Annotated in this window: 24 protein-coding genes; 13 read left to right on the top strand and 11 right to left on the bottom strand. The window is 63.5% G+C overall.

What is annotated here, in order from left to right; all coding sequences use genetic code 11:
- Positions 1 to 13 precede the first annotated feature (13 nt).
- The 4 genes from AB4074_RS17190 to AB4074_RS17175 all read right to left on the bottom strand — a co-directional run bounded on the left by AB4074_RS17190 (position 14) and on the right by AB4074_RS17175 (position 2,831).
- Positions 14 to 1,102: a DNA polymerase IV gene (locus AB4074_RS17190; RefSeq protein ID WP_441414477.1), complete on the bottom strand. Its 1,089-nt coding sequence runs from the start codon at positions 1,100 to 1,102 to the stop codon at positions 14 to 16.
- On the bottom strand, positions 1,099 to 1,725 hold the full coding sequence (locus AB4074_RS17185) for a dihydrofolate reductase family protein (protein WP_441414476.1): 627 nt from the start codon (positions 1,723 to 1,725) through the stop codon (positions 1,099 to 1,101). The genes AB4074_RS17190 and AB4074_RS17185 overlap by 4 nt, the downstream gene beginning before the upstream one ends.
- Before the next feature lie 157 nt (positions 1,726 to 1,882).
- On the bottom strand, positions 1,883 to 2,299 hold the full coding sequence (locus AB4074_RS17180) for a hypothetical protein (protein WP_441414475.1): 417 nt from the start codon (positions 2,297 to 2,299) through the stop codon (positions 1,883 to 1,885).
- Between the two features lie 112 nt (positions 2,300 to 2,411).
- Entirely contained in the window at positions 2,412 to 2,831 is a 420-nt protein-coding gene (locus tag AB4074_RS17175; RefSeq protein WP_441414547.1) for a CapA family protein, read from the bottom strand.
- Positions 2,832 to 2,984: 153 nt separating this feature from the next.
- Between AB4074_RS17175 and AB4074_RS17170 the strand changes: the two genes are divergently transcribed.
- A complete protein-coding gene (locus AB4074_RS17170; protein ID WP_441414474.1) occupies positions 2,985 to 4,319 on the top strand; it encodes a phosphoribosyltransferase family protein in 1,335 nt (444 codons plus the stop codon).
- A 129-nt stretch (positions 4,320 to 4,448) separates the two neighbouring features.
- Entirely contained in the window at positions 4,449 to 5,084 is a 636-nt protein-coding gene (locus tag AB4074_RS17165; protein WP_441414473.1) for a dihydrofolate reductase family protein, read from the top strand.
- A gap of 370 nt (positions 5,085 to 5,454) precedes the next feature.
- Here AB4074_RS17165 and AB4074_RS17160 read toward each other — a convergent pair whose 3' ends face one another.
- The gene (locus AB4074_RS17160; protein ID WP_441414472.1) at positions 5,455 to 6,015 is read right to left on the bottom strand and encodes a hypothetical protein; all 561 of its coding nucleotides are present in this window, start codon (positions 6,013 to 6,015) and stop codon (positions 5,455 to 5,457) included.
- Between the two features lie 411 nt (positions 6,016 to 6,426).
- On the opposite strand from AB4074_RS17160, the gene trxA reads away from it, so the two are divergent.
- The 5 genes from trxA (at position 6,427) to AB4074_RS17135 (ending at position 8,593) form a co-directional block, all read left to right on the top strand.
- On the top strand, positions 6,427 to 6,753 hold the full coding sequence (gene trxA, locus AB4074_RS17155; protein WP_441414471.1) for a thioredoxin: 327 nt from the start codon (positions 6,427 to 6,429) through the stop codon (positions 6,751 to 6,753).
- Positions 6,754 to 6,819: 66 nt separating this feature from the next.
- A complete protein-coding gene (locus AB4074_RS17150) occupies positions 6,820 to 7,209 on the top strand; it encodes a heavy metal-responsive transcriptional regulator (protein WP_441414546.1) in 390 nt (129 codons plus the stop codon).
- 47 nt (positions 7,210 to 7,256) lie between these two features.
- Positions 7,257 to 7,625, top strand: a complete 369-nt coding sequence (locus tag AB4074_RS17145) for a hypothetical protein (protein WP_441414470.1) — start codon at positions 7,257 to 7,259, stop codon at positions 7,623 to 7,625.
- 93 nt (positions 7,626 to 7,718) lie between these two features.
- Positions 7,719 to 8,189 (top strand): cupin domain-containing protein, encoded by a 471-nt coding sequence (locus AB4074_RS17140; RefSeq protein WP_441414469.1) that lies wholly within the window; start codon positions 7,719 to 7,721, stop codon positions 8,187 to 8,189.
- A gap of 14 nt (positions 8,190 to 8,203) precedes the next feature.
- Positions 8,204 to 8,593 carry a carboxypeptidase-like regulatory domain-containing protein gene (locus AB4074_RS17135; RefSeq protein ID WP_441414468.1) on the top strand — a complete coding sequence of 130 codons (390 nt, stop codon included), beginning with the start codon at positions 8,204 to 8,206 and terminating at the stop codon, positions 8,591 to 8,593.
- 5 nt (positions 8,594 to 8,598) lie between these two features.
- Here the strand turns inward: AB4074_RS17135 and arfB are convergent, their stop codons facing one another.
- From arfB to AB4074_RS17120, 3 genes are read right to left on the bottom strand one after another with little or no spacing between them, the layout of a single operon-like run.
- Complete coding sequence (gene arfB, locus AB4074_RS17130) at positions 8,599 to 9,021, bottom strand: alternative ribosome rescue aminoacyl-tRNA hydrolase ArfB (protein ID WP_345450962.1); 423 nt, start codon at positions 9,019 to 9,021, stop codon at positions 8,599 to 8,601.
- Positions 9,022 to 9,071: 50 nt separating this feature from the next.
- On the bottom strand, positions 9,072 to 9,656 hold the full coding sequence (locus AB4074_RS17125) for an HhH-GPD-type base excision DNA repair protein (protein ID WP_441414467.1): 585 nt from the start codon (positions 9,654 to 9,656) through the stop codon (positions 9,072 to 9,074).
- A gap of 45 nt (positions 9,657 to 9,701) precedes the next feature.
- A complete protein-coding gene (locus AB4074_RS17120; RefSeq protein ID WP_441414466.1) occupies positions 9,702 to 10,001 on the bottom strand; it encodes a hypothetical protein in 300 nt (99 codons plus the stop codon).
- A gap of 335 nt (positions 10,002 to 10,336) precedes the next feature.
- Between AB4074_RS17120 and AB4074_RS17115 the strand changes: the two genes are divergently transcribed.
- Genes AB4074_RS17115 through AB4074_RS17105 form a run of 3 tightly spaced genes read left to right on the top strand, consistent with a single transcriptional unit; the run spans position 10,337 to position 12,931 of the window.
- Positions 10,337 to 11,209 carry an NAD-dependent epimerase/dehydratase family protein gene (locus AB4074_RS17115; RefSeq protein WP_441414465.1) on the top strand — a complete coding sequence of 291 codons (873 nt, stop codon included), beginning with the start codon at positions 10,337 to 10,339 and terminating at the stop codon, positions 11,207 to 11,209.
- 8 nt (positions 11,210 to 11,217) lie between these two features.
- The gene (locus AB4074_RS17110; protein WP_441414464.1) at positions 11,218 to 12,249 is read left to right on the top strand and encodes an aldo/keto reductase; all 1,032 of its coding nucleotides are present in this window, start codon (positions 11,218 to 11,220) and stop codon (positions 12,247 to 12,249) included.
- 34 nt (positions 12,250 to 12,283) lie between these two features.
- The gene (locus tag AB4074_RS17105) at positions 12,284 to 12,931 is read left to right on the top strand and encodes a hypothetical protein (RefSeq protein ID WP_441414463.1); all 648 of its coding nucleotides are present in this window, start codon (positions 12,284 to 12,286) and stop codon (positions 12,929 to 12,931) included.
- 34 nt (positions 12,932 to 12,965) lie between these two features.
- On the opposite strand, the gene AB4074_RS17100 is transcribed toward AB4074_RS17105, so the two are convergent.
- On the bottom strand, positions 12,966 to 13,847 hold the full coding sequence (locus AB4074_RS17100; RefSeq protein ID WP_441414462.1) for a transglycosylase domain-containing protein: 882 nt from the start codon (positions 13,845 to 13,847) through the stop codon (positions 12,966 to 12,968).
- Between the two features lie 337 nt (positions 13,848 to 14,184).
- Between AB4074_RS17100 and AB4074_RS17095 the strand changes: the two genes are divergently transcribed.
- The 3 genes from AB4074_RS17095 to AB4074_RS17085 all read left to right on the top strand — a co-directional run bounded on the left by AB4074_RS17095 (position 14,185) and on the right by AB4074_RS17085 (position 17,829).
- A complete protein-coding gene (locus tag AB4074_RS17095) occupies positions 14,185 to 15,084 on the top strand; it encodes a diacylglycerol/lipid kinase family protein (RefSeq protein WP_441414461.1) in 900 nt (299 codons plus the stop codon).
- Positions 15,085 to 15,185: 101 nt separating this feature from the next.
- A complete protein-coding gene (gene glgX, locus AB4074_RS17090) occupies positions 15,186 to 17,453 on the top strand; it encodes a glycogen debranching protein GlgX (RefSeq protein ID WP_441414460.1) in 2,268 nt (755 codons plus the stop codon).
- 109 nt (positions 17,454 to 17,562) lie between these two features.
- Complete coding sequence (locus tag AB4074_RS17085; protein WP_441414459.1) at positions 17,563 to 17,829, top strand: GlsB/YeaQ/YmgE family stress response membrane protein; 267 nt, start codon at positions 17,563 to 17,565, stop codon at positions 17,827 to 17,829.
- 58 nt (positions 17,830 to 17,887) lie between these two features.
- Here the strand turns inward: AB4074_RS17085 and AB4074_RS17080 are convergent, their stop codons facing one another.
- Together AB4074_RS17080 and AB4074_RS17075 are read right to left on the bottom strand one after the other, a co-directional pair.
- On the bottom strand, positions 17,888 to 18,187 hold the full coding sequence (locus AB4074_RS17080; protein ID WP_441414458.1) for a muconolactone Delta-isomerase family protein: 300 nt from the start codon (positions 18,185 to 18,187) through the stop codon (positions 17,888 to 17,890).
- Positions 18,188 to 18,226: 39 nt separating this feature from the next.
- Entirely contained in the window at positions 18,227 to 18,667 is a 441-nt protein-coding gene (locus AB4074_RS17075; RefSeq protein ID WP_441414457.1) for a VOC family protein, read from the bottom strand.
- Positions 18,668 to 18,867 lie beyond the last annotated feature (200 nt).

The following is an 18,867-nucleotide window of genomic DNA, read 5'->3' as shown; positions in this document are numbered from 1 at the left end:
GGGAACGACGCCGTCACCAACCGCCGCGCGTGGGAGTGTGCCCCTTTCGGGCATCGTCGGGCATTGCCATTTCGGCATGCAGGCCCAGGAGCCGGATCGGGCGGCCCGCCTCGATTCCGGCCGCGAGCTCCAAGGCCCGCGCGAGGATTTCGTTCCGGTCGAAGGTCTCCGGAATCTTCTTCCCCTGGGTCGTGGTCAAGAACGGCGCGTAGCGGACCTTCAGGGTCAGCCCGATGACGGGCCGTCCTTCGGCCACAACATCCTCAAGGACATGCGCTGCCAGCTCCCGCACGGCGTCCTCCACCTGGGCCGGATCGCTCAGGTCCTGCTGGAAGGTGGTCTCGCGGCTATGCCCGCGGGCAACCCACGGGGTGTCGTCCACAATGCTGGTCCCGTCGCCCCCTCCGAGCTGTGCATACCACGGACCCATCCTGGGGCCGAACTCCGGGACCAGATCCTGGGGGTCGGAAGCGGCGAGTTCGGCGACGGTGTTGATGCCGAGTTTGGCCAGCCGGGCCGACACCCTGCTGCCGACGCCCCAGAGCTCCTTGGTGGGCCGGCTGCCCATGACATCAAGCCAATTCCCGGCGGTGAGGCGGAAGACGCCGGCTGGCTTTCCGAACCCGGTGGCGACCTTGGCCCGGACCAGGGTGTCGCCAATGCCCACGCTGCAATGCAGCTGCGTTCGCGCCAGGACGGCGGCCTGCACCTGGTGGGCGTAGGCTTCCGGATCCTCTGTCTCAACCCCTACAAAGGCTTCATCCCAACCCAGCACCTGCACTGTGGCGCCGGGCTGCGCGCGCAGGGTAGCCATCACCGTTTCAGACGCCGCGAGGTAGGCCTCCTGATCGACGGGCAGGATCACGGCGTCGGGCACTTTCCGCGCGGCAATGCGTAAGGGCATTCCGGAACCCACGCCGAACGCCCGGGCTTCGTAGGACGCGGTCGACACCACAGCCCGTTCCGTGGGGTCGCCACGGCCCCCGACAATGATCGGTTTGCCCGCAAGCTCCGGCCGCCGGAGCACTTCGACCGCTGCGATGAACTGGTCGAGATCAACGTGCAGCACCCACGGGTTTCCGCCCACGCCACCGGTTGTCATGTCTGTGCGCGCTCCGCCTCGATGTCGACGCCCGTGACCAGATCGCCCGCGCGCTCGTAGACGAGCCAGACCGCGCCCTTCGGGAAGGCCCGAGGCTGCTGGGTGACCGCGAAGGCGGCTGGCATGGTACCGTCCCGGAAGATCCGCTTGCCCGTGCCGAAGGTCACCGGGTACAGCCAGAGATTCAACCGGTCGACGAGGTCCTCGGTGAGGAGGGTCTGAAGGAGGTCGCCGCTGCCGATGACATGCGTCTCGTCATGGCGTTCGCGGATCCCGCGGACCTCGGATGCGACATCCGTCAGCACCGTCGTCCCGGCCCAAAGGGGGTCGGTCAGTGTGCGTGATGCGACATATTTCGGCACGGTGTTGAAGCGGGCCGCGATCGGGTCATCGGCCGGGGCGGTTGGCCAGAACCCGGCGAAGATGTCGTACGTCTTCCGGCCGAGGAGAAGCGCGTCGATGCGTTCGATTCCCGCGCCGATCGCCTCGCTGGACTCCTTATCGAAGTATGGTGCCTGCCAGCCGCCGAACTCGAAGCCGCCCTCGCGATCTTCGTCTGGTCCGCCGGGCGCCTGGTAGACACCGTCAAGGGTGCTGAACAAGTCGACCACGATGATTCCCATGGTGCGCTCCCTTTCATGACGGCGAGCAGGATATCGCGGAATCGACATCCACACGCCCCATTTTTCGGCGAGCGCAACGGGAAGGCAAGAGCCTGTAGGGAAGTCACGAAATCAATGGATTAAGTGGTGCTTGTCCCCTCGAGTTGGAAATCGTTGCTCAGTCCAGCTCATCAAGCAGGCGCGACAGGCAGTCTGTGTAGCTGGTCATGGTGTCCGCGAAAGTGAGAAGTTGGACTCCGCTCTTGGTGACGGCCCCTGCCCTTCCCGTGTCTGTTTCGTCGGCGTGGCAGAGGAGTGGTTCGCAACTGGTTCCGTTTGCGGTGAGTCTTGCGATTCCCCAAGGATGGCTGGGTTCGGTGACTGCGATGCCCGCTGCGTCGAAAGTGTCGCGGAGGACGTATCTTGTGACTGTTCTCCATGACTGCAGGAACTGCGGCTGCAGCTGTTCAATGAGTTCGTCGTCGTTGCTGTCGTAAGCGCGCCTCAAGTCAGTGGATAGCTTGTCCCACTCCTGGGCGTCGCGGACCATAAGGTGCCCGGCCCGGAGACGGGCAATGGTTTCGTTCAACGTCATGGTCAGTCCCCAAACTTTCTGTCGTGTCTGTTCCCGCCAACGAAAGCAGGTCATCAACGGAGAGAACGGACGGGAACCCGGCATGATTCCCGTGCCAGCGGGACTTCCATGGTTATGAGACCACGTCGATCGGTACTTCCAAGACTCCGTCGCCCTCGATCCACGTGCTCCGGGTGCCGAACTGCCTGCTCAGCCGTTGCATCCGCTCAGCGATTTTCCCCGCGCTCCGGCTCGCCAGCCGAGTTTGCAGGTGGGTGATGTTCGTCGGATACAGGCGCAACGTGCGGGGTACTTTTCCATCTGTTTCCAGGACGAAGACGAACGACTGATCGTTGCGTTCATCCGGGTCAACCGCGTAATCATCCATAAAGTCGCCGGCGCTGTAGACGATGGGCCGGCCCCTGTAGATTTCGATGCCGCGGAAGATGTGGACCGAATGCCCGAACACGACGTCGGACCCTGCGTCAATCAATGCCCGGGCCAGACTCTGATGCGCGGGCGGGACCTTGGACCCCCAAGCGACAAAGGCGATATCCGCCGTCGAACCCGAACGGGTGCCGATTCAGCGGTTCTTCCAGCAAAGGCCTCGCGTGGTCCGGATTCGTGGGGAATAGTTGAATCAGGAGGCCGCCCCCCGTGCATTTCTTGCTGCGTGGCGCGGCAGCTTGATGGGAACGTCGCGGGGATGGGAATTTTTCAGGACAGGGCTGACGCAGGGCGGCAGTTGGGGCAGCGGCTGGCGCATCTGCGTGGCCAAGAGGCAGTCATCCTAGGGGTGCCACGCGGCGGCGTTCCGGTTGCTTTTGAGGTTGCAGTGGCCTTGGACGCGCCGCTGGATGTGATCGTCGTGCGGAAGCTGGGAGTCCCGTCCCAGCCCGAACTCGCGATGGGAGCCATCGGGGAGGATGGCGCATATGCGCTCGAGCGAGGCGTTCTCTCTGCCACTAGGGTCAAACGGGAAGAACTGCGGTCTGTCGAGGCACGGGAGCGGGCTATCCTCGAGGACCGGGTTGCGCGTTTCCGTACTGGCCGAGACCGCGTCGATCTGAGGGGCCGCATCGCCGTCGTCGTCGATGACGGGATCGCTACGGGCTCACCCGCCAGGGTGGCATGCCGCATTGCACGGAACTTGGGGGCCGCCAAGGTGATTCTGGCCGTTCCTGTCGCCTCGGCGGACGTCCTCGCGGGATTGACGGCACCGGACGAGGTGGTGTGCCTTGCTACGCCTCCACGGCTTACGGCCGTCGGTTACCACTACCGTGACTTCTCCCCGACGGGCGACGACGAGGTGGTGTGGCTGCTCGCCGCTGCCGCCGAGCGCCTGCAAAACGCCTCTTCAACGGCAGGAGACCGCGGCCTCGATGAGGAGGTCCGGATCCCCTCTGACGGGTTATGGCTTCAAGGACACCTTCACTTGCCCGGATCGACCGCCGGCGTGGTGGTGTTTGCTCATGGAAGCGGTAGCGGCCGCCATAGCGCGAGAAATAGATTCGCCGCCACAACGCTTCAGCGGGCGGGCCTCGGGACCTTGCTCCTTGACCTGCTCAGCCCAGGGGAGGAGCTCAATCGTGCCAATGTGTTCAACATCGAACTGCTTGCGCGCAGGCTGATTGCGGCAACCGGATGGCTCGGCAGAAGGCCGGACACCGCCTCACGCAGCGTGGGATACTTCGGCGCGAGTACCGGCGCCGGCGCCGCGTTGTGGGCGGCAGCCGAACTGGGAGAGAAGATCGGCGCAGTCGTCTCGAGGGGAGGCCGTCCGGATCTGGCTGGCGCGAGGCTTGCCTTCGTCCGCGCCCCGACACTCCTGATTGTCGGCAGCGCGGATCACAGGGTGCTCGAACTCAACCGCCGGGCACAAGCCATGATGGGCTGCCCCAACCGGCTGGAGCTTGTCCCGGGGGCCACCCACCTGTTCGAAGAACCCGGAACATTGGAGGCGGCGGCGATTCTCGCCGTGGACTGGTTTGTTCAGTACCTGCCGCACGGAGAGGGCGGCGCGGGCGACCGAAGCTCTTGATGCAGAGGTCGGGCCGCCGCCCCTTGAACGTCTGATCGCTCCGGGGCTAGCATTGCCGCCACGGGACCCGGCTGTCATTGGCCGAGGGTCAGGCAGTCACTGACATCGATCAAACTCGAGGAGACGGTCATGGGCGAGACAGCGGCGGAGGCGACTTCGGCGGACCTGATGGTCAACCTGATCATATCCTTGGACGGGTACGCCTCGGCCGTGGGATGGCCCGGCTGGTGGGGTCTGGAGGGGCCGGAATACCTGGCGTGGCTCGATCAGGAGGGGCAGAAGGGCTACATCTTCCTTCTCGGGGCGAACACCTACCGGCTGATGTCCAGGATGTCGGAGGAAGCAGCGGCCGAAGGCTCGGGATTCTCCGAGGATGAGGGCGCCACCCTGACCGGCCTTGCTGCCGTGCCGAAGGTCGTCTTTTCGTCCACGCTGCAGGCACCCTTGACGTGGCCGAACTCGGAGCTGGTCACGGGGGACGCGGTCCAGGCCGTGGCGGAGATGAAACGGACCAGGACCGGGCCGTTGAGCACTCTCGGGAGCCTGAGCCTCTGCCGGTCGTTGCTGACCGCTGGACTCGTGGATAGATTCCGGGTGGTCGTTTTCCCGGTGATCACGGGCAGCACCGGGCGCGAGCGGATCTACGACGGCTATCCGGACGTCTCGCTTGAGATGGTGGAGAACAGGACCTTCGACGGTCGACTCCAGCTGCTCGAATACATACCGACGGTGCTCAGGGGTCCGCCGGGCAACGGCCCGGCATAAATCAATCCGAAGCGAAACGGTCATGAAATCGACGATTTTGGTGACAGGCGGGACCGGTACCCTTGGGCGGCTCGAGACATCGCGCCTACAGGACGGGGGCCATGCGGTGCGCGTGGCGGGCCGTCATGCACCTCCACCGGAGCAAGACATCGAATTCGCGAGGTGTGACCTCGACACCGGAGCAAGACATCGAATTCGCGGGGTGTGACCTCGACACCGGAGACGGACTCGAAGCCGCCTTGAGCGGTATCCGGACGGTGGTGCACTGCGCGGGCACGCAGAAGGGCGACGGCGATAAGGCCCGCCGGCTCGCAGTTCCTCGCAGAGCGCGTTCCCGGACCTGTCCGGAGGTGACGCCACCGGGTCAGGCTCAACTTCCCGAATCGCCAGCGACCGGGGGGTGCAGTGCGGCGTGCCTGGCCCGCGCCGCCGGCTCAATGGAGTCCACAGCATAGGGTTTGGTGGCCGAGCGCTGCAGCGGAAGACGCAATCGCACCTGATAAGCGCCGCTCCGGAACTTGGCGCGGGGATCCATCTGGATAACCAGGAGTGGCTCCTGGCGGGAGGCGTCCACCCGCAGCAGAATTCCGTGCCGCAAACCATCGACGAGCAGCGGGGTGGCCGGCTCGACCGCGGTCTGCTTGAGGAGATGCTGATATTTCGGCCCAGCCGCCAGGAACAGGATGCCATGGGAGAACCCGACGACTCGCAAAGGGATTACTGTGTCAGGCTGCCGGGTGTGCCTGGGTTGCTTTTCGTGTTCCCCGGATAAGGGTTCCGTGACCGCCTTCAACGAGCGATCGCATTCCTGGCACCTGGCCCGTGTGCCGACGTCGGCCAAGAGGGTCACAAGCAGCCCTCGCGGGGCGCTGCTCCATTTGTCGGCCACAACGTGGCACCACGCGGGGTGGTACTCCTTGCCGTTCTTCATTACATAGACCTGATCATCGCCGAGGAGGGGCTTGCCTTCCCGCCGGGCGGCAGGCTCGACAGGTTTGAGAGGGCCGAGGCCTTTGGCGTTCGCGCTGCCTACGTCGCCGCCCTTGAGGTACGTGCGGATCCATGGAGTGAGTGGTCGTTTCGGGCTAGGAATTGCGGGGCCTTCCTGTGCGGAGGGAGTGTTCCTTCCCTCAGTTCCCCCCTACCTAGCTTGATGGCTTATCGCGCAAGTCGCCAGTCCGGCCACCGTACCCATCACAGGATTCTGCCCCATGACATTTCCCTTAGGGGAGGGTGCGAGGGTGGAACACAGGGTGGCGCTGTGAGTCGCACGGCCGCGAAGGGGGATGGGGCGGGGAATACCCCGGCACTACAAATCCGGCAACTCAAGGAGTTGAAAGGCATGGCAAGAACCAGAGAAGTGACTGACGCGTCCTTCGACGCCGAAGTGCTGAAGTCGGCCAAACCCGTCGTCGTGGAATTCTGGGCGGTTTGGTCTGGACCTTGCACCAGGCTTACCCCGGTCCTGGAACAGCTCGCGGTCGAATACGCCGACAAAATCGACGTTGTCAAAGTCAATGTCGATGAGAATCCCGAAACCGCGGGTGCCTTCGGGATTAGCTCTGTTCCGTCGGTGTTCTTGTTCAAGGACGGCGAACGAAGAATCTCCGTGATCGGCGTCGGGGCGAAGCGGTACTTCGAAATGGAATTCGCTGAACACTTGCGCTAGTCCTGCTTCACCCCATGGGCGCCTTCCCCTACAGTGGGAGGTCAATGGGGGATGACGGGGTGCATGGTGCGAATCGGTGAAGCCGCCCAAGCGGCGGGTATGACGAGCAAGGCCTTGAGGTTCTACGAAGAGCATGGGCTGTTGCCGGCTGCGAAACGCTCCGGCAACGGATATCGCGATTACACAGGCGAAACCATTAACAGGCTCGACTTCATTCGCCGCGGTCGCGCCGCAGGACTGGCCTTGGCACAGGTCCGCGAAATCCTGCTTCTCCGGGATGCGGGCCGCGCCCCTTGCGCCCATGTGCGCGACCTCCTAGCCGGTCAGTTGGCCGACCTCGACGCACAAATCTCCGAACTCGTCGCGCTGCGCGCCACCGTCGCCGATTTCCACGCCGTCGCGACTACTGCGGACCCGGAGGCATGCGACGCCGCCCGGATCTGCAGCTACATCTGAAAGACCGCGCCAGAATCAGCAGTTCCTATGAGAGGGAGGCTTGGCCCATGGCAACTCGATGCGGCCGAGGCATCGCCGCTGCAGCGGCGCTGGCAGTGCTGACCGGATGTGCGCTGCCGGCAGCGCCGCAAAACAGCGTCCCGGCAAGTTCGACGACATCCGCTGCTTCGGGCGTCCCTTTTGCTCTATTCACGCACTGTGGCATCTACGAGGCACAGGTGCAGGGCTCCTTCTTTGTTGCCGACGAACCGCTGGACGACGGCCACGGCAATCCTCCGACAGGCTGGGGCAACCCCTACCAGCCCGGCATCATGACTGTCGAGGGACAGAGAGCGGTCTTCCATGACGACAGCGGCCACACGGTGACCTTCCACGAACGTGCTGGTGCCACGGGCTTCCTGAGAACCTGTTCTTGAGGCTTGGCTCGAGCGAAAGCCGGCAAGGTTGGGTGGACCTGACGCGCCTATCATTGTTCCAGGGGGTGCGGCCACGCTTTGCGGAGGGAAGAAATGAGCCCTGAGCCACAGCCGAATTGGCGCGACCACGGAGTCAAAATCATTCCAGGTTCGCAGCTCGATCCGAATACGCCGCAGACGCCTGGCATGGCAAGGGCGGCGGCTATCACACTTGCCCGGGCGGGGGCCAGCAAACTGTGGGCCGGCACGGTCACTATTGATGCCAATGCCAAAACCGGGCCTCACCATCACGGAGAACTGGAAAGCGTCATCTACGTTGTCAGCGGCCTGGCACGCATGCGATGGGGAGACAGCCTGGAGTTTGTCGCAGAGGCCGGTCCGGGCGACTTCATTTTTGTTCCGCCGTTCGCACCCCATCAGGAGATCAACGCGAGCAAGACCGAGGTTCTCAGTTGTGTACTTGTACGCAGCGGGCAGGATCCAATAGTCGTTAACCTGGATATCGAGTCCGCTGAACCCCCGGAAGTAGTCCAGTGGATCGATCCCATTCATCCGGCTCCCTGAATCGACACATGTTGGTGAGTGAAGTGAAGCGATTCCTCGTGACGCTGCTGGCCGCGGCCCTGTGGTTGTGCGGATGCGCCGGTCCGGGAGGTCCGGACGCGGGTCATACCGGTGTTGTCACCGGCGTCGTCCTGACCGCCCCGGTATGTCCCGTCGAACGTGTCGGTCAGGAGTGTCCGCCGCGCCCCGTCTCAGGGGCCGCGGTTGTCGCCTTGGACGGGGAAGCTGTCCGGGGCTCGACACGGACCGACGGCACCGGTGCCTTCCATCTCACGCTGCCTGACGGTCGTTACGTGATCAAGGCGAGCAACATCGGCGGTTACCATTCGACGGCGACCCAGCCCGTGGTCATCTCGGAGACCCCCGTTCATGTCACGCTGGTTGTCGACAGCGGGATTCGCTAAGCGAGCTACTCGGCAGACGGTCGTTTTCGTTGTTGTTTCGTCGCCGCCCGGTGTTCCTTTGCGACCCGGTGCCGGCGCTTCGAGCTCCGGGTGGGTTTGCTCGCCCGGCGGGCAGCCGCTTCGGGAGCAAGACCCTCCGCCACGAGGCGCGAGAGCTTGGCCAGTGCGATTTCGCGATTCCGCAACTGGGACCGCTGCTCGGAGGCAGTCACGGTGATCACCCCGGCGATGAGGCGGGGTCCAAGACGCGTGACCAGCAGAAGCCGTTGGTCATCGGAAAGCGCTGCGGAGTCGGCGACATTCCATGACAGTTCAACGCGGCTGTCCGAGGTGTTGACGTGTTGACCGCCCGGCCCTGACGAGCGGGAGAACCGCCAGCCGAGTTCCGACGTCGGAATCGTGAGCGCAGGCGACACTTCGAGATCCATGCTGCAAGCGTTTCACGATATCGGCGGGAACAAAGCCCGTCGCGTGCTTCTCAGCTTCCGGAGGCCTTCGCCGCTTTGATGGCGGCCTTGGCAGCCTGCTTGTTGGCGCGAACTTTTCTCAGCGACTCCGGATCCACGATGTCGGCGACAGAAAGAAAAGCGCCCTCCTGGCCGTAGGCGCCGGCAGCCTCGCGCCAACCTTGTGCCTGGAGTCCGCGCTGCTTCCCGAGCAGTGCGAGGAAGATTTTTGCCTTTTGCTCTCCGAAGCCGGGCAATTCCTTCAACCTGCGGAGCACCTCCTGGCCGTCTGGGTTGTCCTGGGTCCAGATGGCGGTTGCGTCTCCATTCCAATCGCGCTGAACGGTCGCGGCGAGATCCTGGACGCGGCCGGCCATCGAGCCGGGGAAACGGTGGACGGACGGACGCTCCTTGAAGACCTCGACGAAGCCCGCCGGGTCATATTCGGCGATTGCGGCAGGGGACATGGATCCGATGCGCGTCCGGATCTTTTCGGGTCCGGCAAACGCAGATTCCATGGTCACCTGTTGGTCTAGCAGCATGCCGATGAGAAGTGCGAACGCGTCATCGCTGAGCAGTTGGTCGGCGGCGGGGTCGCCGGTAATGTGCAGTTCCATGCGCCCATCCTCCCACCTGCTTTGATTCGCGTCATGGTGGCCGACTCAGCAGTCTGATTCCGTCTTCGTCTGTGAGCTCCCCGGCAACTCGCGCCGTTCGAGGGTCTGCCCATAGGGCACGTCCCGGCTGATTGCGACGGTGTACCTGGTGAATCCGTGCTGCGTAACGAGGATCCCGTGACGTCGCTCCTTGCCGGCGTGTTCGCGGGCGATTTCGACGGCGGTGTTCAGGTCGTTCTCGATGGTGTCAGGGTCGTGGGCGGTGATTTCCAGGACGACGTCCGAGTGGCGTTTGATCATCGTGGGCTCTTTCTCGGTGGGAAGTACCGGGCTCTCAGCGGTCACGGGCTTCCGGGCCGGGTGCGCCCGGGGAGGCGGAAGGCGGTGGTTCGAGAGGGGCTGCCCGGCATTCTGTGATGGGGCGGTTGCTGGCCGTAGAGTCCGGCGGGCTTGATCGGCGGAAGGATTTTCCTGCGGATCTGTAGCCAGTGTGGATGATCGGCGGCTCGGGCACAAGTTGAAATGCCGAAAAAGTTCGCCGTGTCGGCGAGTTGCATCCGCGGAGGAAATTACGCGGGAGCGGGTGTCTGGCTGTCCTAGGACCGGGAGGGCCACGCGCCAGAGCTGGCTTGTGCCCTAGTGTCGAGTCAAGACCGCCGAGTTATATCGAGGGAGTACCGATGAGAATTGCAGTGACGGGTGGAAGTGGAAAACTGGGCCGGCATGTAGTGCGCCGGCTCAGCAGGGACGGGCACCAGGTGTTGAACCTGGACCGCGCGGGCGAGCGGAGCCCCGGTCTGGCGATCGTCGACCTGCGTGACTATGGCCAGGTGCTGGATGTGTTCCTGGGGCTCGACGACCGGCATAGTGGCTTCGACGCCGTCGTGCATCTGGGGGCCATTCCAGCCCCCGGCATCGTCCCGGATGTGGCGACGTTCGAGAACAACATGCTTTCGACATACAACGTGTTTCAGGCGGCCCGCCGGGCCGGCATCAAGAAGGTTGTCTACGCCTCAAGTGAGACGGTCCTGGGACTGCCGTTCGACGTCGACCCTCCGTACATCCCGGTGGATGAGGAATACCCGGCGCGGCCGGAAAGCACCTATTCGCTCGTGAAGCATTTGGAAGAGCAGATGGCCATCGAGTTGACGCGCTGGGACCCCGAGCTGAGTATAGTGGGGCTGCGGTTCTCCAACGTCATGGACGCGGAAGACTACGAACGGTTTCCGTCCTTCGACTCCGACGCCAAGCTGCGCAAGTGGAACCTTTGGGGTTACATCGATGGCCGCGACGGGGCACTGGCTGTGGCCCGGGCCCTTGAAAACGGCAAGCCGGGGTTCGAAGCATTCATCATCGCAAACGCGGACACGGTCATGAGCCGGTCCAGTGCCAGTCTGGCTGCGGAGGTGTTCCCCGACGTGAAGGTGACCAAGGATCTGGAAGAGCACGAGACTATGCTTTCCATCGACAAGGCCAGGCGACTCCTGGGCTTCGAGCCTGAACACACTTGGCGCACCTACCATTCGAACCGCACCACCCCCGTCGAGGATTGAGGAACAGCATGCAATACCGCACTCTGGGCAACAGCGGCGCAGTGGTTTCCAACTACGCGCTCGGAACCATGACATTCGGGGCCGAGGCTACCGAGGAAACGTCCCAAGCCATCCTGGACAGCTACGTCGCGGCCGGCGGCAACTTCATTGACACCGCCGATGTTTACAGCGCCGGTGTATCGGAAGAGATCATCGGCCGTTGGCTGGCCGAACGGCCCGATGCGCGGAACCGCGTGGTGCTGGCCACCAAGGGCCGCTTCCCCATGGGGACGGCGCCGAACGACGTCGGCACCTCCCGACGCCACCTCACGCGGGCGTTGGACGACTCGCTGCGCCGCCTGGGCGTGGAGCAGATCGACCTCTACCAAATGCACGCGTGGGACCCCATCACACCGTTGGAGGAGACGCTGCGCTTCCTGCACGACTCCGTCAGCAGCGGCAAGATCGCGTACTACGGTTTTTCCAACTTCCTGGGATGGCAATTGACCAAGGCCGTCCACGTCGCCAAGGCCTTTGGCTGGAGCGCACCGGTGACGTTGCAGCCGCAGTACAGCCTGCTGGTCCGTGAGATCGAATCGGAGATCGTTCCGGCCTCGCTGGATGCTGGAATCGGGCTGCTGCCGTGGTCTCCCTTGGGGGGCGGTTGGCTCTCCGGCAAGTACAAGCGTGACGCGCCGCCCACCGGTGCGACCCGCCTCGGTGAAAACCCGGAACGCGGCATGGAAGCGTGGCAGGCGCGCAACGACGACCCCCGCACTTGGGACGTCATCGGGACAGTGGAAAAGATCGCAGCGGACCATGGCGTCAGCGCCTCCCAGGTTGCACTGGCTTGGTTGGCGGACCGGCCTGCCGTGACCTCCGTGATCCTCGGCGCCCGCACAGCCGAACAGCTAGCAGACAACCTGGCTGCTGCAGACCTGGAACTCAGCCCCGAGGAAACTGACCGGCTCACGCAGGCCAGCCAACCGCGCGTCGGCGTCTACCCGTACGGTCCGATGGCGCAGAACCAGCGCAGCCGGAAGATCGAGGGTGGCAGATAGGCTTCCATTGCCCACGAGGCGGGACAGGCGTTGAATGTGGCTTATGGTCGACTGGGTCCTGATCTCCAACCTCGGCACCGCTCTCGGTACGACCGTTCTTGCCGTCGCGACGTTTATTTCCACGCGCTCGGCCAACCGGTCGGCGCGGCTGGCCGAGCGCGCCCTGCTCAATGGATTGCGCCCCATCCTACTGCCCTCCAACTGGTCTGACGCCCCGCAGAAGGTGCGGTTCATGGAAGGCAAGTGGATGGTGGTGCGCGGTGGCCACGCTGCCCTCGAGATCAGCGACAACGCTGTGTACCTGTTGATGTCTGTCCGCAACGCCGGTGCGGGAGTGGCGATCCTGCACGGTTGGCACCTTCCACCGGACTCCAGGGCTCCGTTGTCACCGGTGGAGGAGTTCCACCGGCTGACCCGGGACATCTACGTCCCGGCCAACGACGCCGGATTCTGCCAGGTCGCGATCCGGGACCCGGAGTCGGCCGACTTCCGCAACGCAACTGCGGGAGCGGCCGGCGAGGGCTTCGCCGTCGACGTGCTCTACGGAGACGCTGAAGGCTCGCAGCGCGTTGTCTCCCGGTTCTTCATCACCCCGGGACCCGCAGGGCACGACGACGACGTCGATTGGCTGCTGATGGTCTCGCGCCACTGGAACCTGGACTTGCCGGCGCCACGCGGCTGAGTCAGGGTACGACGCCGGACGTGTCCCGGCGGTCCTAGCCGGCTTCGCTCTGGATGCGGTCCCTGACGCTTTGGGGCATGGTGGAGCATGCGTCGTTGTCGGAGCGCTGGTCGGCATGGCTGTCGGCGGTGTCCGTGATTCCGATTGTCGCGACGGCCCCCTGCCATCCGCCCAGGCCAACGAGCTGCCGGGGGACCCAGACGTTTGCAGCCCCATTCACAAGGTTCCACACGGCGGGGTCGACGCCCGTGCCAAGGTAGATGCCTCCGTTGGGGTCCCTTTTGACCAGATCCGGCAGTGGGAGGACGCCCATCAGCTGCGCCGACTGGTAATCGGTCATATTCCACGGCGGTGTTCCGAAGTAGTACCAACTGGCCGCACAGACGCCGTACAGATGGGGACCGAACTGGGCATAGTTCAGATAGAGCTCCAAGGTCCGCTGAGGGCTCAACGTGTAGCTGAACTGGGTTGCCAGGACGGCTTCAATGCCCTTGCGCACGGCGTTTTGGTCATCCCAGAGGAAAATGTTCTTGACCAGCTGCTGGGGGATGGTGGAACCGCTCGGGTCGGGCTTTCCCTGGAAATAGGCCTGCGCCCTCGCCTGGAGGTCTCCGAGGTCGAAGGCCCCGCTGCGTGTGCCGAGCTGTTCGTCTTCATGAGCGATGGTCGCGGCCAGCAAGTGCCGGCTCATGTGGTTGATCGAGACGAACTGGTAGACGCTCGGCTCGCCCGCCTCCAGCATGTAAGCGGTACGGGTCGGGGTCACGCCCATGCTGAACATGAAGGCAATAATTTGTACCAGAACGAGCGGGGCGATCAGCGTCAGGAGGAGTTTGCGGCGCCACTTCCGTTTGGATCGCTTGGCCTTTTTGGCGTCTTTGGGAACCGGCTGCAGGGTCGGATCCGGCTCAGTCACGGACCGCTCCGACCCGTCCTGCATAGCTCTCTCTGGCTCGGAAGGGACAGGCACCGGGTAGCTGATGACTTTTGCACGCGCCGGTTCCGCGCGGCCCGCTGAAGGGCGGCGCCCGGGCTGCGGACGCCGAGCGGAGGTCGGTGGTGTTGGGGTGTCCATCGGTCTGCCTTCACTTCTCGTCCCGCGCGGTTACCCCCGGGAGGGGTAGAGGATGGCACGAAAGTCTACCGGGCCTTGCTGGTTGTCAGCCAAGTAGTCCGGTCCCCATCCCTTAGGGTGCGGGGGAAGATTGTAAGTACACTTACCGAAGTCATCACGAGCAAATATCGGAGCGGCAATGACTTCTGCACGGACCTTTGAATCGATTGTCATTATTTTCAATCCGAACAGCACGGGGGATGCGCGCAGGCTGGCTGAGGGTCTTCTCGGCGAGCTGGAGGGTCTTCTTAGCTACCCGGTGGACATCAGGCTTCAGCCGACGAGCCATGCCGGTCATGCAGTGGAGCTGGCACGGGATGCTGTGAGCGGTGGCGGGGACGTGCTGGTGGTTTCCGTTAGTGGTGACGGGGGCTACAACGAGGTGGTCAACGGTGTGATGCAGGGAGGCAATCCCCGGGCCGTGTGCGCGGTGCTGGGGGCGGGCAATGCCAATGATCACCGGCGGAGCACCGGCACCCAGCCGCTGGGGGAAGCGATCGCCGCGGGCCGGGTGCGGAGCATCGATTTGCTGCGTGTGCACGCAGGCGGGGAAGCGGATTCGCCCGGGGAGTACGCGCACTCCTATGTCGGTTTCGGGCTGACGCCGGTGGTGGCGATGGACTTGGAAAAGGGCGGCAAGGGGGCCCTGAAGGAAATGGTCTCCGTGGTGCGGACCTTCTCGAAGTTTGAGCCCTTCGAAATACGTCAGGCCGACGGTGCGCGACGCCGCTTGGACAGCCTTGTGCTCGCGAATATTCCGGAGATGGCAAAGTACGCCACGCTTAGCGACGCGGACGATAAGCTTGCTGACGGAAAGTTCGAAGTGGTCCTCTTTGCCCACATGCCGAAGTGGCGGGTGCTCTTGACGGCGCTGCGGGCCGCTACGACGGGCCTGGGAGACCAGCCCAGTGTGAGCAGCTACTCGTTCACCACCCTCAAGCCCCTGACTTACCAGATCGACGGTGAAGTGAAATCCGTTGACGCGGACATTCCGGTCAGGATCGAGTGCGCCCCGGCGGCCCTCTCCACCCTGGGATAAACAAGGCACCGCACCGCGCAATGAATCTCGTGGTGGAGCGATCTGGGATATAGTCAGCAAGCTTAGTACTTGCCGGGATGGACAACATAATAGGAGTACGAATGGAAATCTGGCCCGGATCGGCGTATCCCCTTGGCGCTACCTTCGACGGAACCGGAACCAACTTCGCCTTGTTCAGCGAGAGGGCCGAAAAAGTCGAGCTTTGCCTGTTTCAGGAGGACGGCTCCGAAACCAAAGTCGATGTCGTGGAAGTCGATGGTTATGTGTGGCACTGTTACTTGCCGCAGGTGCAGCCGGGACAGAAGTATGGCTACCGTGTGCACGGTCCGTATGACCCTGCCGCCGGTCAGCGCTTCAATCCCAACAAGCTCCTCCTGGACCCTTACGCGAAAGCAGTACATGGCCAGATCGACTGGGATCCCGCTCTGTTTTCTTACGACATGGGGGATCCGGACTCCCGCAACGACAAGGACTCCGCGCCCCACATGATGATGGGCGTGGTCATCAACCCGTTCTTCGACTGGGACGGCGACCATCTCCCGCGGATCCCTTACCACCGGTCCGTGATCTATGAGGCGCACGTCAAGGGCCTGACCCAGCTCCACCCGGAGGTTCCGGAAGAGCAGCGCGGCACCTACGCCGGCGTCGCACACCCGTCGGTCATCTCCCATCTGCAGAAGCTCGGCATCACGGCCATCGAACTCATGCCGGTCCATCAGTTCGTCAATGACGGCACTCTCGAGGACAAGGGGCTGAACAATTACTGGGGCTACAACACGATCGGGTTCTTCGCCCCGCACAACAGCTACAGCTCCGCGGGGGACACCGGCCAGCAGGTCCAGGATTTCAAGGCCATGGTCCGTTCGCTCCACCGGGCCGGTATCGAGGTCATTCTTGATGTCGTGTACAACCACACGGCCGAGGGCAACCACCTGGGCCCGACGCTGTCGTTCAAGGGCATCGACAACTCCGCGTACTACCGGCTGGTGGACGGTGATGAGAAGCACTACATGGATTACACCGGTACCGGTAACTCCTTGAACGTCCGCCAGCCGCATTCATTGCAGTTGCTGATGGATTCCCTGCGGTACTGGGTCACGGAGATGCATGTGGACGGGTTCCGTTTCGATCTGGCTTCCACGTTGGCCCGGGAGTTCTATGAGGTGGATAAGCTGTCGACGTTCTTCGAACTGATCCAGCAGGATCCGGTGGTTTCGCAGGTCAAGTTGATCGCCGAGCCGTGGGACGTGGGCCCGGGTGGTTACCAGGTGGGCAATTTCCCGCCGCAGTGGACGGAGTGGAACGGCAAGTACCGTGACACGGTCCGGGATTTCTGGCGCGGGGAGCCCTCCACGTTGGGCGAGTTCGCTTCGCGGTTGACGGGGTCGGCGGACCTTTATGAGCATTCCGGGCGCCGCCCGGTGGCTTCCATCAACTTCGTCACGGCCCACGACGGCTTCACCCTGGCGGATCTGGTTTCCTACAACGAGAAGCACAATGAGGCCAACGGCGAGGGCAACAACGACGGCGAATCGCACAACCGTTCCTGGAATTGCGGGGTCGAAGGTCCCACGGAGGACCCGAAGGTCCTGGGCCATCGTGCCCGCCAGCAGCGGAACTTCATCGCCACCATGCTGCTCTCCCAGGGTGTGCCCATGCTGTTGCACGGTGATGAGCTGGGCCGGACCCAGCGGGGCAACAACAACGGCTACTGCCAGGACTCCGAACTGACGTGGATCAACTGGGACGGCGTGGACCAGCCGCTGGTGGAGTTCACGGCCGCGGTCAGTGCTTTGCGTGCCAAGCATCCCACTTTCCGGCGCAGCCGCTTCTTCGACGGCCGGCCCGTGCACAGGGGCGAGGGAGAACCTCTTCCGGACATCGTCTGGCTCGACCCGGAGGGAGCCCTCATGCAGCCCGAGGACTGGGACAACGGTTTCGGCCGTTCGGTGGGCGTGTTCCTGAACGGTGACGGCATCCACGGCAGGGACAACCAGGGCCGGCGCATCACGGACGTCAACTTCCTGCTCTACTTCAACGCCCACGACGACGAGGTCAAGTTCAGGCTGCCTTCGGATGAGTACGCACCGGCCTGGGACATCCTCATCGATACAGCCGGCGTAGGCGCTGACTCCAAACCCGTCGGAGCAGACGGCATTGTCTCTCTCGCCGCGAAGTCCCTCGTGGTGCTTCGCGCGCACAGCACTCCCGAGGAGGTAGCCGATCACTCGGTGGCCGCGTCGCTCGCAGCGCTGACGCAGACGGCGACCGCCGAGACAGCGGCGCTCACGTCACCTACCGTTCCCGAGCCGAAGAAGACGAAGAAGCCGGCGGCAGCGCGGCGGCCAAGCAAGCGGAACACTCCGTGAAGGGTCGGCTATTTCTTGATCGGGGCCTTGCCTGTCAGTAAGCATGCTGATTGACTCAAAGGCGAAGCGCCGGACTGGCGCTGGTCTTCGTTTGCAAAGGAGATGCACCATGGGATTTCTCGCTTTTCTTCTGCTCGGCCTGATCGCGGGCGCCATCGCAAAGGCCATTCTTCCTGGAAGGCAAGGCGGCGGCTTGCTGCTTACCCTTCTTCTGGGAGTTGTCGGAGCGTTTCTTGGTGGTTGGATCGGTTCTCTCGCCTTCGGTGGTGGACTGGGAGACTTCTTCGATCTGAGGACCTGGCTGCTGTCCATCCTGGGAGCCATCATCGTGCTTCTGATCTTCGGCGTAGTCAGAGGACGTCGAAGCAGGGTCTAGTCACGGAGGCAGGGACCTGTGGAGTACGCGCTTCTATCGTCCGTACCCGCGATGCTGGTCAGGCCTTCGCCGCCACGGGATCGTTCGGGTGTGGATTCAGCGGCGTGATCTTCACAGTCATCCACACATGCAACGGGAGCGAGGCCAGGATCTCCTTGAGATCGGCCTCCGTGTTGGCGCTCCAGAGGCCGAGAGTGCGCCACTCGCCCGGCTCCGTGGGCGGCCTCCACAATCGCAGGAGGTGGCCCATCTGCGCCAGTTCGGCAGCGCGGATAGCCTCGCGATCCTTGGTAGCGTCGACCGTCGATTCTGGCGTTCCATGCGGGACGTTCGTGGTGAGCGTGGTGAGGAATTCCATGGGACTGCTTTCTTTCTTGTTGTTAGATGCGGCCTGTTGTTAGATGCGGCCTGGGAGGCGATCGGTGACTTCCTGGACGATCCACAGATTGCCGTCGGGGTCTTCGAAGGAGCAGAAGGACGCGTAACTGGTGCGTTCGGGGTCGACGCCGGGCTGTCGCGCCTCAACGGGGAACGGCGGACCGTGCCAGATGTCAGTCACCTTGATGTCACGCCCGACGAGTTCGTGGTGTGCAGCTTCAATGTCGGACACGACGAGTGTATTCACGGCTGAGCCCGGCTTGGCCGAGTTGAGACCTATGCCGAAGTCGACCGAGGTTCCCGAGCCCGGCGGGGTGAACTGGACAATGCGCAACCCCTCCATCGGGGCGGCGTCCTCGTCGAGGCGCCAACCCAGTTGTTCGTAAAACTTCTTGGATCGGTCCGGGTCCGATACCGCGATGACCTGGACCTCGAGGTTCATCGGGATGCTTGCACTCATGGCTATCTGTCCTTTCGGTGTTTGTTGGTTGCCGGACGGGTGCCCTTTCTTTGAGTTGATCGGCCGCCTACCGGCCGCGCCACGGATGGAGGAAAATTCTATGGTCGCCCGGTGACCCCGCGTTGACTTGGTGCGGTTGGAGCCCGCAAATGAGTTTGGAGACCGGAGGCCGCCGACAGGAACTACTGATTGTTGCTTCG

Source organism: Arthrobacter sp. 2MCAF14 (assembly GCF_052115645.1).
Classification (GTDB): Bacteria; Actinomycetota; Actinomycetes; order Actinomycetales; family Micrococcaceae; genus Arthrobacter.
Note: the sequence above shows the minus strand (reverse complement) of the source record. Positions and strands in the feature narration are given on the sequence as shown.

What these genes read in the sequence shown, in the direction of transcription:
- AB4074_RS17190 (WP_441414477.1), bottom strand. Translation starts at nt 1,102, where the DNA reads ATGACAACCGGTGGCGTGGGCGGAAACCCGTGGGTGCTGCACGTTGAT.
- AB4074_RS17185 (WP_441414476.1), bottom strand. Translation starts at nt 1,725, where the DNA reads ATGGGAATCATCGTGGTCGACTTGTTCAGCACCCTTGACGGTGTCTAC.
- AB4074_RS17180 (WP_441414475.1), bottom strand. Translation starts at nt 2,299, where the DNA reads ATGACGTTGAACGAAACCATTGCCCGTCTCCGGGCCGGGCACCTTATG.
- AB4074_RS17170 (WP_441414474.1), top strand. Translation starts at nt 2,985, where the DNA reads ATGGGAATTTTTCAGGACAGGGCTGACGCAGGGCGGCAGTTGGGGCAG.
- AB4074_RS17165 (WP_441414473.1), top strand. Translation starts at nt 4,449, where the DNA reads ATGGGCGAGACAGCGGCGGAGGCGACTTCGGCGGACCTGATGGTCAAC.
- AB4074_RS17160 (WP_441414472.1), bottom strand. Translation starts at nt 6,015, where the DNA reads ATGAAGAACGGCAAGGAGTACCACCCCGCGTGGTGCCACGTTGTGGCC.
- trxA (WP_441414471.1), top strand. Translation starts at nt 6,427, where the DNA reads ATGGCAAGAACCAGAGAAGTGACTGACGCGTCCTTCGACGCCGAAGTG.
- AB4074_RS17145 (WP_441414470.1), top strand. Translation starts at nt 7,257, where the DNA reads ATGGCAACTCGATGCGGCCGAGGCATCGCCGCTGCAGCGGCGCTGGCA.
- AB4074_RS17140 (WP_441414469.1), top strand. Translation starts at nt 7,719, where the DNA reads ATGAGCCCTGAGCCACAGCCGAATTGGCGCGACCACGGAGTCAAAATC.
- arfB (WP_345450962.1), bottom strand. Translation starts at nt 9,021, where the DNA reads ATGGATCTCGAAGTGTCGCCTGCGCTCACGATTCCGACGTCGGAACTC.
- AB4074_RS17125 (WP_441414467.1), bottom strand. Translation starts at nt 9,656, where the DNA reads ATGGAACTGCACATTACCGGCGACCCCGCCGCCGACCAACTGCTCAGC.
- AB4074_RS17115 (WP_441414465.1), top strand. Translation starts at nt 10,337, where the DNA reads ATGAGAATTGCAGTGACGGGTGGAAGTGGAAAACTGGGCCGGCATGTA.
- AB4074_RS17110 (WP_441414464.1), top strand. Translation starts at nt 11,218, where the DNA reads ATGCAATACCGCACTCTGGGCAACAGCGGCGCAGTGGTTTCCAACTAC.
- AB4074_RS17105 (WP_441414463.1), top strand. Translation starts at nt 12,284, where the DNA reads ATGTGGCTTATGGTCGACTGGGTCCTGATCTCCAACCTCGGCACCGCT.
- AB4074_RS17095 (WP_441414461.1), top strand. Translation starts at nt 14,185, where the DNA reads ATGACTTCTGCACGGACCTTTGAATCGATTGTCATTATTTTCAATCCG.
- glgX (WP_441414460.1), top strand. Translation starts at nt 15,186, where the DNA reads ATGGAAATCTGGCCCGGATCGGCGTATCCCCTTGGCGCTACCTTCGAC.
- AB4074_RS17085 (WP_441414459.1), top strand. Translation starts at nt 17,563, where the DNA reads ATGGGATTTCTCGCTTTTCTTCTGCTCGGCCTGATCGCGGGCGCCATC.
- AB4074_RS17080 (WP_441414458.1), bottom strand. Translation starts at nt 18,187, where the DNA reads ATGGAATTCCTCACCACGCTCACCACGAACGTCCCGCATGGAACGCCA.
- AB4074_RS17075 (WP_441414457.1), bottom strand. Translation starts at nt 18,667, where the DNA reads ATGAGTGCAAGCATCCCGATGAACCTCGAGGTCCAGGTCATCGCGGTA.